The sequence below is a fragment of the Actinorectispora metalli genome, assembly GCF_056323685.1.
On sequence record NZ_JBREYE010000001.1, the window covers coordinates 3,495,395 to 3,510,529 of the forward strand.

The following is a 15,135-nucleotide window of genomic DNA, read 5'->3' on the forward strand; positions in this document are numbered from 1 at the left end:
TTTCGGTGAAGGGAAACAGCGGTGAGCACGGATTCCAGGGCGTTGCAGTCGCTGCTCGGCGAGTACGCCGAGTTGGAGCAGCGGCTGTCCGAGCCGGACGTGCACGCCGATGCCGCGCAGGCACGCAAGCTGGGCCGCCGCTACGCCGAGCTGACCCCGGTGGTGCGCACCATCAGGGAACTGGAGCAGGCCCGCGCCGACCTGGTCGCGGCCCGCGAGCTGGCCACCGAGGACGCGGGGTTCGCCGTCGAGGCCGACGCGCTGGCCGAGCGCATCCCCCAGCTTGACCACCGGCTGACGGAGCTGCTGCTCCCGCGCGACCCCTACGACGCGTCGGATGTGGTGCTGGAGGTCAAGTCGGGCGAGGGCGGCGAGGAGTCGGCGCTGTTCGCCGCGGACCTGCTGCGCATGTACCTGCGCTACGCCGAGCGGCAGGGCTGGAAGGCCGACGTGCTGGACTCGGTGGAGTCCGACCTCGGCGGCGTGAAGGACGCGACCGTGGTCCTCAAGGGCAAGGCGGGCGAGCTCGAAGGCGTGTGGGCGCGGCTGAAGTTCGAAGGCGGCGTGCACCGGGTCCAGCGGGTGCCGGTCACTGAGACCCAGGGCCGCATCCACACCTCCGCCGCCGGCGTGCTGGTCTACCCGGAGGTCGAGGACGTCGAGATCGAGATCGACGAGAAGGACCTGCGCGTCGACGTATTCCGCTCCTCGGGCAAGGGCGGCCAGAGCGTCAACACCACGGACTCCGCGGTGCGCATCACCCACCTGCCCACCGGGATCGTGGTGTCCTGCCAGAACGAGCGCAGCCAGCTACAGAACAAGGCGCGCGCCATGCAGGTGCTGCGCGCCAGGCTCCAGGTGATCGCCGAGGAGAAGGCACAGGCGGAGGCATCGGCCACCCGCAAGAGCCAGATCCGCACGGTCGACCGCTCGGAGCGGGTGCGCACCTACAACTTCCCCGAGAACCGCATCTCCGACCACCGGGTGAACTACAAGGCCTACAACCTGGACCACGTCCTGGACGGCGAACTCGACGGCGTCCTCGCCGCCCTGATCGCCGCCGACCGCGAGGAACGCCTCTCCGCAGCAGCCCACGCCTGACCCTCCCACCCGGCCGGCGCGCCGCGAGTCGCACCTGCCGCGAGCGGTGGCTGTCGACTACGGCGCTCAACTCCCACTCCTGCGTGCACCTCGCCGGGGGCGCGCTGAGCGCGGTGCCTGCCGAGAAGGTGATGGCTGTCGAGCACTCCTGGCCTATACGCTCCCGCGGGCATCTGGCCTGGTGTGGCCGCGGGCTCTGCCCGCCGTGCGGGCCGCGGCTGCCGGTTGAGGGGCTTCAACCGGAAGCAGGACAGCCACGTCAGGATGAGCGCGGCCTCGGGTCGTCCCTGTCGTGCGGGTGGCGGCGGTCGGGCACGTCTGGCCCTCACACTCCTTCCGACACCTCGCTGGGCGTGGCCGCGAGTTGTGCCTGCCGTGGAGGCCGCGGCCGTCGAGCGTCGGGCTGCAATCGGAAGTAGAACAGCGACGCCAGCATGAGCGCGCCCGCCGCGAGCATCCACGCGGTGCCGACGCCGCGGGATGCCGCCACGGCCGCCAGCGCGGTCGCGCTGAACGCACCGCCCGCCTGCAACAGCAGCGAGTCGACCGACACCACCGAGGCCCGCTCCGTGGCGGCGACTCGGCCGTGCATGAGCTCGGACCGGATCGGGTCCATCACCCCGAGCCCGAAGTACACGCCCAGGAAGATCATCCCGGCGGCGGCCAACGCCGTGGCACCGGTCAACCCGGCGCTCAAGCCGAACGCCAGCAGCGATATCCCGGCGAGCAGGGCACCAGCCACGACCGTCCGCCAAGGCTTGCCCAGTAGCCGCACCAGGGCGGGGGCAAGCGCGCTGCCCGCCGCCCCGGCGACAAACCCCGAGGCCGCTGCCATCCCGTATACGCCGCTGGCCGCGGGCGTAATCCCGGCCAGCCAACCGGGGGAGAGCAGTTCCACGGAGTCCACTGCCATCCCGGTGGCGACGGCGGGCAGCAGCACCCGCGCCAGCACCCGGTCCGCGGTGACCAGCCGGACACCCCGCCCGATTGTCGCGGGCACCTGGCGCAGGAGCCGGCCGACCGCGGGTCGCGCCACGGCGCGCGGCGGCTCGGTGAGCAGGAGCAGTGTGGTGACCAGCAAGGCCACGTAGCTCAACGCCGCCAGCAGCACCGGCACCGCCAACGGCGTGATGGTGAAATCGGCGGGCAGCGCGAGCGGAATCGCACCGCCCAGCAGCATGCCCGCCGCCAGTGCCACCGAGCTTGCCGCGCGTCCCCGCGACAGCCCCCGCCGCAGCGAGGCCTCAGGATCGGTCGCGTGCACGGTGTCGACATACCAGGCCTCGGCGGGCCCGGTGGACAGCGCCCTCGCGGCTCCCTTGCACACCGCGTAGACCAGGAACTGCCACCACACCGTGGCGGTCGCCAGCAGCAGCGCCGCGACGAACGACATGACCGCCGCTGTCATCAACACCGGGCGCCGCCCCACCACGTCGGCCAGCCCGCCGGTGGGTAACTCCAGCGCGGCGACCGTGACCCCGTACAGCGCGAACACCAACCCAATATCGGTGATCGCGAGGCCGCGGGAGCCCATCAGCAGCACCATCGTCACGGCCTGCAACCCAATCGGGAACCACACCAGCGCGTTGATCAACGCGAACCGCCGCTCCGCCGCGGCAGCCGTGATCACGACGCCCGCACCGGATAGGCCGCGACGAACACCATGACCTTCTCGGCGTCCGAGGCCGCGGCATCCCGCTCCTCGTATTCATGCAGCAGCCCGGCGAACCGGTTCTGTAGCGCCAAAACCGAGGCGGCCGTCAACCGGGGCCGGTAGTCGGACTGGCCCGCCGCGTCGACCCAGTCACCCGTCCAGGTCTGCGCCTCGAAGGCCTCCGCGTGCTCGGCGAGCATCGAGCGCTGCCGCGAGCGCATGGCGGTGAGCGCCAGCCGTCCCTGCTCGCTGCCGATGAAATCGGACTCGTTGAAGTCGGTGTATCGGTGCAGCGCACGCCAGCGCCGTTCGCGCCCGCTTGGCTGGTGCTCGTCCTCACCGACGAAGCCGAACCTCGCCAACTGCCGGAGGTGGTAGCTGGTCGACCCGCTGCTCTCCCCGAATCGTCTGCCCAACTCGCTGGCCGTGGCAGGCCCGTCCGCCCGCAGCGCCCCCAATAGCCGGACCCGCAGCGGATGCGCCACCGCCTGCAGTGTCTCCACGTCCCTGACGTACTTCACCTCGTCCACGGCAGCCGAGACTACAACCGCAAAACGCCTTTGCAAAGCCTCTTTGCGGTTTGCGCCGTGGAAGAGTGGCGCCCATGAGTCGACAGCCCCTGCGCCTTGCGGTGATCGAGGCCGAACGGCTGCTGGCCAGGGCGGGCGTCGACAGCCCTCGTGCCGACGCCGAACAACTCGCCGCCCACGTGCTGGGCATCGAGCGCACCAAGCTGCCCCTCGTCCCGCTGGTCGACCCGCCCGTGGTCGAGCAACTCCGCAAGCTGGTGATGCGCCGCGCCTCCCGCGAACCGCTCCAGCACATCACCGGCCAGGCCTACATCGGCGCCATCACCCTCGACGTCGGCCCCGGCGTCTTCGTCCCCCGCCCGGAGACCGACCTCCTACTGGAGTGGGCCCTCGCGAACCTCCGCGAGGTCGCCGACCCGCTGGTGGTCGACCTCTGCACCGGCTCGGGCGCGCTCGCGCTCGGCTTCGCCAACGCGCGCCCCGACGCCGCGGTCCACGCCGTGGAACGCGACCCCAACGCCCTGAAGTGGGCCCGCCACAACGCCGACACCCGAGCCGCCGCGGGCGACACCCCCATCACCCTGCACGCGGGCGACGTGGCCGACCCGACCCTGTTGTCCACACTGGACGGCACCGTTGACCTGGTCCTGTGCAACCCGCCCTACGTCCCGCAAGGCACCGCGGTGCCGCCTGAGGTCTCCGACCACGATCCCGCCGCAGCGGTCTTCGGGGGTCCGGACGGCCTGGACGTGATCAGGCACGTGGTCACCGTGGCCGCCCGGCTACTCCGCCCCGGCGGCCTGCTGGCGATCGAACACGACGACACCCACGGCGAGTCCGTCCCCACGCTGCTGGCGGCCCGCCGAATTCTCGCCGAGGTCGCGGACCACCCCGATCTCTCGGGGCGGCCCCGCTTCGCGACCGCTCGCCGTGTCTAACCCAACGCGGTGAGGGTGATCGGCCCGCTCACGCTGTCGACTCCGCGGCCCAAGCAGGCGGTGAGATCGGTGGAAGGCAGCACCTTGGTCTGGGCGACGGTGGCGCCGGTGAAGGGCCCCGAGACGACCTCGCCCAGCAGGACCAGAACGGTCGTGCCATTGGGCTTGAGGTTGACCGCCCCGGTGCCCTTCACAGTGCTTTTGTGCCCGGTGTTCCAGCGGTAGACGGTGGTGTTTGTCGTCGATCCGCTGACACAGCTCAGGGTTCCGATGCCCTCGCTGGAAAATTGCCCGCCGGTGATGTCGGGGCGACTGGTCGAAACACAAGCTCCAACAACGCCATCCGCATGGAAACGCACCTGTTGCGGCGCGAGGGTAAGTCCAGGGTCGTACGTACCCACCTGGGTGCCCAACGCACAACTGATGAGTCCAGGCTGAGCCGTCGCGGCGGGCGTGGCCACCAGGCTCAGGCCCAGTATCAAAGCCGATGAGATACCGACGATGCGAAACCGTGACCGTACTGATGCGGCGTCCATGCGGAGCAGTCTCACAGGGCCACTCGACGGTGATCAATCGGACATTTGGTTACGCCCCGATTACTCTGTGTCAACCAAGCCCACGGGAGGGAGCCACCCACGACGTGACGCGACGTCCAAAACTCCGCCCACGGGTGACGCGACGCCCAGCATGCCGCCCAGGGCATGACGTGACGTCCAGCATGCCGTCCAGGGCGTGAGGCGACGTTGGGGCATGCCCGCCACGGCGTGACGTGACGTCCAGCATGCCGCCCAAGGTGCGACGTGACGTTGGGGCACGCCCGCCACGGCGTGACATGAGGTGGGACATGCCCGCCGCGGCGTTGCCGCGATGTCCGACATGCCCTTCGCGGAGATTCCCGGCATCCCAACACCAAAGCCCTAGGCTGGAATCGGGGGCAGCTCACCCCGCGAACGCCCTAGGGCGTCATGATGCCGACGCAGGGGCGCATGATGTTGACGCAGGGCGTCATCATGACGGTTCAGTGAGTTGGGGGAGGGGCCAGCCACTCACCGTGTGGGTGGACTTTGGCCACGATCTCGGTGTCGAGGGTGACCCAGTTGGGGCCCCAGCCGTCCTTGGTCACCTCGCCGGTGGAGTCCGGCCGCGCCCGCCCAACCCCCAAGCGTGCCAACACCGTCGCGCTGTCCATCGCCACCCGCACTCCGCCGAGTTCGCGCACCAGGCGCACGAACTCCAGGCGCCGCTCCAGCGGCACGTAGGGCAGCACCGCCGAGTGCATGACCACCAGCTGCGCATCTCGCGGCGCCTCGGCCGCGAGCCGGGGCAGGTCGTCGACGAGGTCACCCTGGCGCAGCGGCACCGGATTCCGCAGCGCGAAATCCACCGCCGCGTCGAGCCGTTCCACCCGTCCGGGCTGATCGGGCCAGACCAGGCACTTCAGCCACTCCACCTCGCTCGGCTCGCGCAGCGGGATCGGGTTCAGGTCCAGCCCGCCCCGCCACGCCACCTCCGGAATACCGGTGGGCAGCGCGACCTCGCCGCGCACGGCGCAGGACAACCGGACCGATGCATCCGCCGGACCGAGTTCCACGGTGCCGTCAGAGGTGGCATAGGAGTACCGGTAGCTGTCGAAGTGCAGACACAACCCGGCGCTCGCGCCGACCTCGATCACCGCCAGCGGACCGGGAATCCGCGCCAGCGCGGGCAGCAGCACCGAGCAGCGGTTCACCTCGTTGGTCTGCGTCCGCCGCGTGCGCAGCACCCGCTCGATGGCCTCCCACGATCCGCGCAGCCTGCGCAGCAGGTCCGGGCCGTCGGTGGGTACCGATCCGGTCACATACCGCACCGCCGCCAGCAGCAGCACCGGCTGTCTGCACCACTCGGGCAGCGCGGCGAGGCGGGCGCAGGTCTCGGCGTCCGCCGCCACCGCCGCCCCAAGCTCGGCATACCGCGGCGAGAGCGGCGCGGCGTCCCGCGTGGCGAACACCGCGTACCAAGCCGACACATCGTGCTGATCAGTCACCTGCTCAGCATCCTCCTTCGCGGACATGCCAATATCGTGACCGTGAGCACGGTCTATGACTGCAGTCGTCCGGACACCAGGGAAGCGGGACTCGCCGCAGCGGGCGGCGCGGTGCGCGCGGGCCAGTTGGTGGTGCTGCCCACCGACACCGTGTACGGCATCGGCTGCGACGCCTTCGACTCGGCCGCGGTCAGCCAGCTACTCGCGGTCAAGGGCCGCGGCCGGGACCTGCCGGTGCCGGTGCTGGTCGGCTCCTGGACCACGATCGACGGCCTCGTCTTCACGATGCCTTCCGGCGCCCGGCAGCTCATCGAGGCCTTCTGGCCCGGCGGGCTGTCCATCGTGCTGCCGCACGCGCCGTCACTGAGCTGGGACCTCGGCGATTCCCGCGGCACCGTCATGCTGCGCATGCCGCTGCACCCGGTGGCGCTGGAACTCCTCCGGGAGGTCGGCCCGATGGCGGTGTCCAGCGCGAACCGCTCCGGCCGCCCACCGGCGAGCACCGCGGCGGAAGCCCAGGCTCAACTCGGCGACGACGTCCCGATCTACCTTGACGGCGGCCCTTCCGGCGACCCGGTCGCCTCCACCATCGTCGACCTGACCGGCGACAAGCCCGTCCTGCTCCGCGAAGGCGCCGTCAGCGCCGAAGAGGTGGCCGAAGTCCTCGGCACCGAACTCACCCGCTGACCCTCATCGGCTCCCCGCGGCGGCCCGCGTTACCGTGGTCGCGATGAACGTTTGCCGAAGGGCAAACGGAAGGCGCCGCGATCCATGGGTTCAGCCGGGAAATAGCGCGATCGCCGATCGGAACACCCCCTGCTCCGATCGGCGACCGAGGGCGGGCCCCAGGCGATCGGTACACCCCCTGTGCCGATCGACGGCCCCGCCATGCCGATCCCGATCTAGCCCTACCCGGACTCGTGGTCCGTCTTTTACGCTAGTTGAGGTCGACACCGGTGAGCTTAGACTCAGGTTGCACAGAATTTCAACTGCTGTCGATGAGTACCGGCCGGTATGGTCTACGCCAGTAGAGCATGTGGGTGAAAACGAGGGGTTGCCGTGGTGGACGCGAAGAGGCCGGAGAGCCTCGCCGAGAAGCTGAACCACCTTTTCAAGACCGTGCACCCCGCGGGCAGGGGCGAGTACAGCAACGAAGAGGTGGCCGCAGCCGTCCGCGCAGCGGGCGGGGACATCTCGCAGAGCTACATCTGGCTGCTCCGTAAGGGTGAACGCGACAACCCGACCAAGAAGCACCTCGAGGCGCTGGCCGGGTTCTTCGGCGTGCCGCCCGCCTACTTCCTCGACGATGCCGCCGCCGAGCGCATCGACAAGCAGTTGGCCCTGCTCAACGCCATGAAGGACACCTCTGTCCGCGGCGTCGCGCTGCGTGCTTTCGGCGTTTCGCCGCAGAGCCTCGCCTCCATCGCCGAGATGCTCGACCGCGTTCGTGAGCTGGAAGGCCTCCCGCCGGAGCACCGTCAGGCCTAAACCATTGTCCCGTGAACGAACCAACCGCCGGCCCAGTTGAGACTATTGAAAGTTTGGCGCCTAACTTAAGATCTTGAAAAATCAGAGCGCATTCGTCCTATTTCGTCTGGCATGGTATCGGCGCTAGTGTTGATAAACCGATGAGCTCGGCCGCCCCTGACGTTGTCGCGAGGAGTGAAAATGCCCGCGCGATTGGACGAGCAACCCGCCCCCATCGTGCACCCGGGATGGGCGGCGAACCCTGTAGGACAAGAACTGGAACGGGTGCTGAGAACTGGGCCCTTCGATAGGGCGTTGTGGCTGGCTATTCGGGCTCGAGGTCTGAGCCTGGAGCGCCTCCACATGCGGCTGTGCAGCCGCGGCATCAGCGTGAGCATGGCCAGTCTGAGCTACTGGCAGCGCGGCAGGTGCCGCCCTGAACGGGCGGAATCCCTGCGGGCCGTGCACGCACTGGAGGAGATCCTGGAGCTACCGGCGGACTCGCTGGTCGCTCTGCTCGGTCCGCGGCGCCGTAGGGCGCCGATCGGCCCGGAGTTTCTCCCGTTCAACGCCATCAGCCCGATGCATGCCAGGCTCAACGCACTGGCCATGCGGAATGGATACATGGCTGATGATCAGCTTGAATGGCTCAGTTGTCATGAACATGTCCAGGTGGGGAGAAATCGCGATCAACAGCGAATCACCACGCGAGTGGTATTCCGCGCGATTGCTCCTCAAGTCGCCCGCTACGTAACCTTCTACCACTCTGAAAATGGAAATATCCCTGATATTCGGTGCGCGCGTTACAGTCGACTGGGTCGGGTGCAAACCGACCAGACAGCCGGCCTTACCGCGCTGGAACTCATCTTCGACCATCCCTTGGCCGAAGGCGAAACCTACCTGTTGGAATTCGAATTCGGACATTCCGGGTTGGGCGAGCTCACCAACAGCTGGTGGCGCGGAATGCGCATGCCGATCAGAGAATATCTCCTCAATGTGGAGTTCCACCCTGCCGCGGTACCCAGCCGCTGCTACCGCACCTGGAAGGCCAGTGCCACGGCCCCCATGCGCGATCTGCACGAACTCCGCATGGCCACCGCCAACACCGTGCACTTCCTCGGCCTTGATCTTTCCCCTGGCGTGCACGGCATCCGTTGGGACTGGCAGTAGCCGGCGGCGGTGGATGCACAACTAGACAAGGAGAACGAATGACCCCCTGCATGAATGATCGGTGGACTCCGGCCCTCGCGAAGTTCACCACACCGGCCACACCGGCCACAGCGGTTTCCCTGACCGCGCCGACCGGTGCGCCCTGAAGCGACTGCCATCAGTGACCGGACATTCGGCGAACCGGGCGACATGGCTTCGGTGGAATATCTGAAGTCAAAATTGAACGCTGGATTCAACACCAGCGCCCGGCTACAACGGATGCCACGGTTACGACTTTGTTGCGGACTGGCCACGGGCTGATGAAACACGGCCGCGTTGCCTGCCTCGGTCCCTGCCGAGGGCGTGCTGCGTACGCAGTGGCCACAACTGCATAAAAGGAGATCGGATGAAACCCTGCACGATCACCAGATGGACGACGGCGCTGACTTTTTGCACAGCGCTGGCCACCGCGGTGTCCCTGACCGCGCCTGCAAGCCTTGCCGCCCCCGCCCCTGATCGGGGCAGTGTCCAGCAGGTGCTTGCCCCGCCGCCGGAGATCCCCGGCGACGCCGTCATGACGCACATCAACAGGTTCCAGTCCATTGCCAACAGCAACGGCGGGAACCGGGCACACGGCAGGCCGGGCTACAAGGCCTCCGCCGATTATGTGAAGGCCACCCTGGATGCCGCGGGCTTCCAGACCACGATGCAGACGTTCAGCCATAACGGCGCGACCGGCTACAACGTGATCGCGGATTGGCCGCAGGGTGACGCGAACAACGTGGTGTTCCTCGGAGCACACCTCGACAGCGTCACCGCGGGCCCCGGCATCAACGACAACGCCTCCGGCTCCTCGGCGCTGTTGTCGGTCGCCCTGGCCGCCGCCTCGAACAAGGTGGTACCGAAGAACCGTCTGCGGTTCGGCTGGTGGGGCGCGGAGGAACTGGGCCTGATCGGCTCCAGGTACTACGCCAACAACCTGCCGTCGGCCGAGCGGTCGAAGATCAAGTCGTACCTGAACTTCGACATGGTGGGCGCCAAGGGCACCACCACCTGGGGTGTCTACAACGACACCCCGGCGCTGCAGCAGCGGTTCGAGGCCTGGTTCCGGAGCAAGGGCATCGCGACCCGGCCGTTCAACATCGGCGCCAGGTCCGACCACGCCTCGTTCAAGGCCATTGGAGTCCAGGTCAGCGGCATCGCCAGCGGCAATGACCCGTGTTACCACCAGGCCTGCGACACCACGAGCAACGTCGAGTCCGGCGTGCTCGGCCGTGCGGCGAGTGCCGCCGCGGCGGTCGGATGGCAACTGGCTGAAATAGCCTGACAGGTGTGTGAAGGCGGCGTTCGCTCCGAGGAAGCGGACGCCGCCTTCCGCGCAGGTCACAAGCGCCCCATTTCCGCTTTGCGTGATATTCACCCCGCGATAGGCCAGAATGGCCGCGTGTCTCGGCTCAGCGGTAGCGCCCTACGCAGGTTGCGCGAACGGTGTTACACCCGTGTCGCGGGCCTGACGCTGCCGCGCCCCTTCACTATCGAGGCGTTCTGCCGTTCCCTCGGCGAGCGCCGAGGCCGCCCCATCGAGCTGTGCCCGGTGGAAACCGACGGCTCCACCCCCTGCGGGATGTGGGTGGAGGGCAAGCACATCGACTACATCTTCTACGAGTCGGGCACCGCGGCCGTGCACCGCGAGCACATCATCCTGCACGAGCTGGGTCACCTGATCAGCGATCACCACGGCTCCGCCGCGTTCGAGGCGGGCCGCAACGCGCTGCTGCCCAGCCTGGACCCGACCATGATCCGGCGAGTGCTGGGCCGCGGCGGCTACTCCGACGTCCAGGAGCAGGAGGCGGAGATGATCGCCACCCTGATCTGGGAGCGCGCGGGCAGGCTGAAGCAAGGCGAGCAGCGGGCCGAACCGGAGGATGCCGAGGTCATCGGACGCTTCGGCGATGCGCTGGGGCCGGAGCCCAGTTGAGCGCCCTCACCTGGTTCGTCGTCGCGATCACTGTGGTCGGCGACGTTTTCGTGCTCTGGCGATTACCGAGGCTGATCCGCAACTGGCACAACCCGGCGCAGCGGTCTCTGTGGCTGGCGCTGTTCATGATCTTCGCGGTGTTCACCACCGACTTGCCGATGGAATTCGGCTGGATGCAGTGGGGTGCCCCCGATAGCGCGGACACCATCCTCAGTTATGTGGCCCTGCTGCTGGCCACCAACCTGTTCCTGATCTTCTTCCTGCACACCGTGCTGCCGCCTGCGAGGGCCAAGGTCCACGCGCGCAGGCAGGCCATGGTCGGGGCGCTGGTCTGTGTCACTTTCGCGGTCACCACGGCCACCGCGGAACTGCCCGCCGACGGTTCATTCCCCAAGGTGCCCTGGCTGGTGTGGGACGCCTACTCCGGTGCCGTGTGCTGTGTGCTGGTGGCCTTGAGCCTGCGCTGGTCACGGCGCGTCCCGCGGTCCTGGCTGTGGACCGGCCTGATCCTGTTGGCCACCGGCTTCTCCCTGTTCGCCGCCTGCATGCTGCACGACGTCGGCTTCCTCGTGGTCAATTTCCTGACGGGCTGGACGTACGAATTCAACGACGTGACATGGCCTGTCGAGGTGTTGGCGACCAGCTTGGTCACCTGCGGCGCCTTCCTGCCCGCATTGGGCCCGCGGCTGACCGCGGCTTGGACCTGGCTGCGGGCCTACCGAGCACTGCGCAGGCTGTACCCGCTGTGGTCGGCGCTGTGTGCGCACGCGCCGCGGATCGCGTTGGTCCCGGACGCCGGCCCACTGGCCGACCGGCTGCGGCTGCGCGGCGTGGACTGGTTGGCCTACCGGCGGGTGATCGAGATATGGGACGGCCTGCTGTACCTGCGCACCGAACTCGACCTGCCCGAACTGTGGGCCTCCGACACCGCGGTCGCGGTGCGCGCGGAGGTCGACCTCGCCTCCGAGGTCGACCGTCTCACCAGACTCGCGCCCACGGTGACGGCGGCGCTGAGCGGACGGTGAGCGGTGACCGAGGTCGTCGAGGCGTTGGTGGCGCTGGTCTGCCTGCTGTTCGTCGCCATTCGGCTGCCCAGGACGGTCCGGAACCGGCATGACCCGGCGCAGCGCACGCTATGGCTGGCGATGCTGCTCATGGCGGCTGCCAACCTCGTCGCGCTGCTACCCGCCGCGGATTCCAGCAACCGCGACACCACCTGGTTCGTGACGCTGCACCTGCTCCTGCTGGGTACCAGCAACCTGCTGCTCGGCTTCTTCCGCCAGGTCGTGCTCGGTCCCGAAGGGGCCCGGCGGCGGTCCCGCACGCATGCGGCGATCCTGCTCGCGGTCGCCGCGGCCTTCGTGATCACCTCGGTCGCCGCCGAGGCCGACGGACGGTTCGCCATCCACCCGCAGCGCGAACTCGTGCCGCTGCTGATCTTCAGCGGCTACGTGGGACTGGTGTTCGCCGCGCTGGTAACACTCGGTTCGCGCTGGGCCCGGCGCACCGGTCAGTTCTGGCTGAGCACCGGTCTGATCGTGCTCACCACCGGGTTCGGACTGGTGTTCTTCGAGGTCACCCTGCGAGTGGTGGGCATCGTCGGGCTGCTCACCGGCACGTCCGACGTGCTGGCCCGTCCGTTCACCCCGCTGTGGTCGCATGCTGCGCTGATCGTCACCGGCGCGTTGCTGCCGATTCTGGGCCACCGCCTCACCGCGGCCCGGTCCTGGTGGCGCGGCTACCGGCTGCTGCGCAGGCTGTATCGGCTGTGGTCGCTGCTGTGCATGCGGCACCCGAACATCGCGCTGGCCGCCCCGCCGGGTCCGCTGGCCGACCGGCTTCGGCTGCACGATGTGAACTCGCGCCTCTACCGCAGGGTCATCGAGATCTGGGACGGTCTGATGCAGGAACGCGCCACGCTGCCGCCGGACCTCATCGGCATGCTCAGCACCTGCTCCATGCAGGAGCCCGGCAAGCTGTCCGCCGAAGCAGGGCGACTGGCGGAGCGCGCCCCGGAACTGCTCGCGGCGATCAGACCGCGGTGACCTAGCCGACCGCGCGGCTGGTGCCGAACATCTCATCCAGCGTGACCCACTCCAGGCCGCGTTCGACGCGCAGCGCCTCGATGCGGTCGAAGACGTGAATCGCGGTCGGGGCGTTGGCGTGCGCCAGCATCACCACACCGCCGTGCAGGTACTTGTGCACCTCGCCGAGCAGCACGTCCGGCGTCAGGAAACCGGAGTCACCGAACGACCCGCTCCACACCACGACGTGCGTGAAGCCGATCCGGGCCGCGGCGGTGTCGACGCGGGCGTTGTGGTTGCCGTAGGGCGGGCGCAGCCATGGCCGCGAGGTGGTGCCGAAGACGCGTTGGATCCAGTCCTCGTTGCGCTGGATCTCCGAGGCGATCTCCGCGTCGGACAGCTTGATCAGGTTCGGGTGGCTGAACGTGTGGTTGCAGATCTGCACCCGCCCGGCCGCGACCAGCGCCCTGATGCGGTCGGCGGAGGGCTCCCAGTTGTGCGCGTACCGCGCGTTGGGGCAGAAGGTCACGTGCAGCCCGTTCTCGGCGAGCCGGACATAGCCCTCGACGCACTCCTTGCAGGCGCCGTCGTCGATGGTCAGCGCCACGAGGTTGCCTGCGGGTCCTTTGCGGATGACCTGGGCTGCGCCGGGATGCGCGGCGGGCACGGGCGGCAGCGTCGGTAAAACAGTGGAGAACGCCGGTGGAGCGGCGGATGGCGGCTGTTGGCAGGCCACGAGGGCGAAAGCGCACGTCAGCGCCGCAATCAACGAAATAACGACTGCTCCTTTGCTAGCCACGTCTCATTGACGTCACGAGCAGCCGAAGGTTGGCTTCACCTGGCCGAATGGCTACTTTCATCACACCATGGCGGGTAACTCTCACGTGAGCGCGAAGCGGTAGCGTGAGCACAGCCCAGTCATTGTCGACGCGAGGAGCGAACAGCTGTGAGCACGCCGTTCTGGGGGCCCGACTTCGACGCCCTGCAGTCCCAAGATCCGGAGATCGCCGACGTCATCCTCGGTGAGCTCGATCGGCTCCGCGGCGGCCTCCAGCTGATCGCCAGCGAGAACCTGACCAGCCCGGCCGTGCTGGCCGCACTGGGCTCCACGCTGTCCAACAAGTACGCCGAGGGCTACCCCGGCAAGCGGTACTACGGCGGCTGCGCCGAGGTGGACAAGGCGGAGAACATCGCCATCGCCCGCGCCAAGGAGCTGTTCGGCGCCGAGCACGCCAACATCCAGCCGCACTCCGGCGCCAGCGCGAACATCGCCGTCTACGGCGCGTTCTGCAAGCCCGGCGACACGGTGCTGGCGATGGACCTCAAGCAGGGCGGCCACCTCACCCACGGCTCGAAGGTCAACTTCTCCGGCAAGTGGTTCAACCCGGTCTCCTACGGCGTCCGCGACGACACCGAACTGATCGACTACGACCAGGTCCGCGACCTGGCCAAGGAGCACCGCCCGAAGATGATCATCGCCGGGGCCACCGCGTACCCGCGCCTGATCGACTTCGCCGCGTTCCGGGAGATCGCCGACGAGGTCGGCGCGATCTTCATGGTGGACGCCGCGCACTTCATCGGCCTGGTGGCGGGTAAGGCGATTCCCTCCCCGGTGCCCTACGCCGATGTCGTCGCCTTCACCACGCACAAGGTGCTGCGCGGACCCCGCGGTGGCATGATCCTGTGCCGCGAGGAGCACGCCAAGAAGATCGACAAGGCGGTGTTCCCGATGATGCAGGGCGGCCCGCTCATGCACGGTGTCGCCGCCAAGGCGGTCGTGCTCAAGGAAGCGGCCACCCCCGAGTACCAGGGCTACGCCGCCCAGGTGGTGGCCAACGCAGGCGCGCTGGCCAAGTCGCTGGAGGCCGAGGGCATGCGCCCGGTGTCCGGCGGCACCGACACCCACCTGGCGCTGATCGACCTGCGGCCGCTTGGCGTGACGGGGGCGGACGCGGAGGTCCGCTGCGACGCTGCCAAGATCACCCTGAACAAGAACGCGATCCCGTACGACCCGCAGCCCCCGATGACCGCCTCCGGCATCCGCATCGGCTCGCCCTGTGTCACCACGCAGGGCATGGCCGAGGCCGAGATGGTGGAGATCGCCAAACTGATCGGCAGGGCGGTCAAAGCGGAGCCGGGCACCGGGGCTGGCGAGGCCGAACTGGCCAAGGTCGGCGAGGCGGTGTCCGAACTGGTTGCCGCGCACCCCGCTTACCCGCGCGGGTGATCAGGGGGATCGCGGCCGACACCGGAGAAGAGAGCTAGCCTGTC

Annotated in this window: 15 protein-coding genes; 10 read left to right on the plus strand and 5 right to left on the minus strand. The window is 68.5% G+C overall.

Translation table 11 applies throughout. The features are described 5' to 3' along the window. Window positions 1-21: 21 nt before the first annotated feature. On the plus strand, window positions 22-1,101 hold the full coding sequence (prfA, locus tag ACU6XJ_RS16355; RefSeq protein ID WP_476311953.1) for a peptide chain release factor 1: 1,080 nt from the start codon (window positions 22-24) through the stop codon (window positions 1,099-1,101). A gap of 325 nt (window positions 1,102-1,426) precedes the next feature. On the opposite strand, the gene ACU6XJ_RS16360 is transcribed toward prfA, so the two are convergent. After that, complete coding sequence (locus ACU6XJ_RS16360; RefSeq protein ID WP_476311955.1) at window positions 1,427-2,731, minus strand: MFS transporter; 1,305 nt, start codon at window positions 2,729-2,731, stop codon at window positions 1,427-1,429. Then, window positions 2,728-3,285 (minus strand): winged helix-turn-helix domain-containing protein, encoded by a 558-nt coding sequence (locus tag ACU6XJ_RS16365; protein ID WP_476311957.1) that lies wholly within the window; start codon window positions 3,283-3,285, stop codon window positions 2,728-2,730. Before ACU6XJ_RS16365 ends, ACU6XJ_RS16360 begins: the two co-directional genes overlap by 4 nt. 74 nt (window positions 3,286-3,359) lie before the next feature. Here ACU6XJ_RS16365 and prmC point away from each other — a divergent pair, with 74 nt between their 5' ends. Next, window positions 3,360-4,223, plus strand: a complete 864-nt coding sequence (gene prmC, locus ACU6XJ_RS16370; protein WP_476311959.1) for a peptide chain release factor N(5)-glutamine methyltransferase — start codon at window positions 3,360-3,362, stop codon at window positions 4,221-4,223. Here prmC and ACU6XJ_RS16375 read toward each other — a convergent pair. Together ACU6XJ_RS16375 and ACU6XJ_RS16380 are read right to left on the minus strand one after the other, a co-directional pair. After that, a complete protein-coding gene (locus ACU6XJ_RS16375; RefSeq protein WP_476311960.1) occupies window positions 4,220-4,759 on the minus strand; it encodes a hypothetical protein in 540 nt (179 codons plus the stop codon). The two genes, prmC and ACU6XJ_RS16375, sit on opposite strands and share 4 nt — an antisense overlap. A 482-nt stretch (window positions 4,760-5,241) precedes the next feature. Continuing rightward, complete coding sequence (locus tag ACU6XJ_RS16380) at window positions 5,242-6,273, minus strand: DUF2332 domain-containing protein (protein WP_476311963.1); 1,032 nt, start codon at window positions 6,271-6,273, stop codon at window positions 5,242-5,244. A 15-nt stretch (window positions 6,274-6,288) separates the two neighbouring features. Here ACU6XJ_RS16380 and ACU6XJ_RS16385 point away from each other — a divergent pair, with 15 nt between their 5' ends. From ACU6XJ_RS16385 to ACU6XJ_RS16415, 7 genes are all read left to right on the plus strand, one after another. Beyond that, window positions 6,289-6,933 (plus strand): L-threonylcarbamoyladenylate synthase, encoded by a 645-nt coding sequence (locus ACU6XJ_RS16385; protein ID WP_476311966.1) that lies wholly within the window; start codon window positions 6,289-6,291, stop codon window positions 6,931-6,933. A 375-nt stretch (window positions 6,934-7,308) separates the two neighbouring features. Beyond that, window positions 7,309-7,734, plus strand: coding sequence for a helix-turn-helix domain-containing protein (locus ACU6XJ_RS16390; RefSeq protein ID WP_476311969.1), 426 nt, complete (start codon window positions 7,309-7,311; stop codon window positions 7,732-7,734). 180 nt (window positions 7,735-7,914) lie between these two features. Further along, on the plus strand, window positions 7,915-8,883 hold the full coding sequence (locus ACU6XJ_RS16395; protein ID WP_476311972.1) for a hypothetical protein: 969 nt from the start codon (window positions 7,915-7,917) through the stop codon (window positions 8,881-8,883). A 385-nt stretch (window positions 8,884-9,268) separates the two neighbouring features. Next, on the plus strand, window positions 9,269-10,189 hold the full coding sequence (locus ACU6XJ_RS16400; RefSeq protein WP_476311975.1) for a M28 family peptidase: 921 nt from the start codon (window positions 9,269-9,271) through the stop codon (window positions 10,187-10,189). Between the two features lie 117 nt (window positions 10,190-10,306). After that, window positions 10,307-10,840 (plus strand): toxin, encoded by a 534-nt coding sequence (locus ACU6XJ_RS16405; protein WP_476311978.1) that lies wholly within the window; start codon window positions 10,307-10,309, stop codon window positions 10,838-10,840. After that, complete coding sequence (locus ACU6XJ_RS16410; protein WP_476311981.1) at window positions 10,837-11,865, plus strand: MAB_1171c family putative transporter; 1,029 nt, start codon at window positions 10,837-10,839, stop codon at window positions 11,863-11,865. The genes ACU6XJ_RS16405 and ACU6XJ_RS16410 overlap by 4 nt, the downstream gene beginning before the upstream one ends. Before the next feature lie 3 nt (window positions 11,866-11,868). Continuing rightward, on the plus strand, window positions 11,869-12,885 hold the full coding sequence (locus ACU6XJ_RS16415; protein ID WP_476311983.1) for an MAB_1171c family putative transporter: 1,017 nt from the start codon (window positions 11,869-11,871) through the stop codon (window positions 12,883-12,885). 1 nt (window position 12,886) lies between these two features. Here the strand turns inward: ACU6XJ_RS16415 and ACU6XJ_RS16420 are convergent, their stop codons facing one another. Next, window positions 12,887-13,531, minus strand: a complete 645-nt coding sequence (locus tag ACU6XJ_RS16420) for a polysaccharide deacetylase family protein (RefSeq protein ID WP_476311986.1) — start codon at window positions 13,529-13,531, stop codon at window positions 12,887-12,889. A gap of 279 nt (window positions 13,532-13,810) precedes the next feature. Between ACU6XJ_RS16420 and ACU6XJ_RS16425 the strand changes: the two genes are divergently transcribed. Continuing rightward, window positions 13,811-15,091 carry a serine hydroxymethyltransferase gene (locus tag ACU6XJ_RS16425; protein WP_476311989.1) on the plus strand — a complete coding sequence of 427 codons (1,281 nt, stop codon included), beginning with the start codon at window positions 13,811-13,813 and terminating at the stop codon, window positions 15,089-15,091. The last annotated feature ends 44 nt before the right edge of the window (window positions 15,092-15,135 follow it).